The 1,612-nt window shown below is 70.6% G+C and carries 1 protein-coding gene; it reads right to left on the bottom strand.

Going from position 1 to position 1,612, the window contains the following annotated elements:
- Nucleotides 1–7: 7 nt before the first annotated feature.
- Nucleotides 8–1,612: trypsin-like serine peptidase (locus tag AOK24_RS52395; RefSeq protein WP_107104135.1), on the bottom strand; the 1,605-nt coding region annotated here is incomplete at its 5' end.

Below are 1,612 nucleotides of genomic sequence, written 5' to 3'. Positions count from 1 at the left end.
GGGTGTGTCAGGCGAGGGGGGTCTCGGTGTGGAGGCCGTTCGTGTCGGTGCCGGTGAAGAGGGAGACGTGGCCGTCGGTCCAGCGGACGAGGATGTCGTCGGCGGCGGTGCCCGGGGTGAAGGCGCCCGCGGTGACGAGGGCGGCGTTCTTCCAGGGGGAGTTCGGGGGCTGGAGTTGGGTTTCGGCGGGGAGGCCGTTGGTCGTGAGGCCGGGGTAGAGGGTGGTTTCGCCGTCGCTCCAGCGGACGATGAGGTCGTCGGTGGGGTTGTTGGTGGCGGTGGCGGTGGTGAGCTGTCCGGCGTGGGGCCAGGTGGCGTTCTTGGCGGTGATCTGGGTCGGTTGCGTCAGGCCGTTGGTGGCGAGGTCGGTGTAGAGGGAGACGTGGCCGTCCTTGAAGGTGACGAGGAGGTCGTCGCGGTTGGCGCCGGGGGTGAAGCGTCCGCCGGTCATGAGGTGGGCGGTGTCGCGCCACAACGGGGTCTGGGGCGGGGCGAGTTGCTTCTCGCCGTGGAAGCCCTTGGTGTCGACGGTCGGGTAGAGGGTCATCTCGCCGTCGGTCCAGCGCACGGCCAGTCCGTCGGTCGGTGTGCCGGTGTTGACGGTGGTCAGGGCGACGGCCTTGGCCCAGATGCTTCTGGCGGGGGCGAGTTGGTATTCGGCGGTGAAGGGGTGGGCGGGGTCGCCGGTGGTGCCGCCCTGGTAGAGGGTGACCCTGCCGTCGTCCCACCGCACGATGAGGTCCATGTGCCGGGCGCCGTTGGAAGAACCGCCCGTGAAGTAGCCCGCCGTCATCCCCACCGCGTGCTTCCACACCGCAGGCGTGAACGCCGGCCGTGGCGGCGTGGTCGGCGCCGGGGCTCCGTACGGCGGCCTCGCGCCCACCGTGCGGTGTGCCGCCGCGTCGTTGAACAGGGCCTGCGCGTCCTTGCCGAACAGCGGGGCGTACGTCACCCAGTCGTCGTTCGTGTCGTTGCCGCCGCCGTTGTAGCCGCCGGTCGCGCCGATGACCTTGCCGGTGCCCCGGGCGGGGTCGTAGTCCTTGATCCAGGGGCCGCCGGAGACACCGCCGTAGAAGCCCGTGCACGCCATGCTCAACTGGGCGTAGCCCGGGAGGCGTTGGGTGGTGACGGGGCAACGGATCGGGTTGTGGCGGGGGTTGACCTTCTCGGCGCTGGGGTAGCCGAGGACGGTGACGCGGTGCGTGTAGCCGGTGGCGGTCGACGTGAACGTGAGGGCGCCGGTGACGTCCTCCAGGCGTTTGCCCTTGCTGTTGGGTGCCGTCTGCGTGAAGGCCAGGTCCAGGTCGGAGACCGGCTTCTTCGTGTTCGGCACGTAGCGGGGGTCGAGGTAGACGCGGGTGACCGGGAAGACGCCGTAGGGCTGTGCCGCCGCGGACTTGCCGCTCACGTAGCGGGGGACGAAGATCCGGTGCGTGGCCTTCTGGAGGCCCGTGCCGCAGTGGCCCGCCGTCAGGACGATGTCCTTGGCCGCCGTGTGGACGACGCTGCCCGTGCAGAACGTGCTCTTGCCGCCGAGGGGTTTGCTGTCGAAGAAGAACGTGCCGACGGTGGGGTGGCCGGCGAACTGCTGGGGGGACGGGGTGCCGGGTGG

Origin of the sequence: Streptomyces niveiscabiei, assembly GCF_001419795.1 — a bacterium.
Taxonomy (GTDB): Bacteria; Actinomycetota; Actinomycetes; order Streptomycetales; family Streptomycetaceae; genus Streptomyces; species Streptomyces niveiscabiei.
The sequence above is the reverse complement of the archived record's forward strand: the minus strand, read 5'-3'. Positions and strand labels throughout refer to the sequence as shown.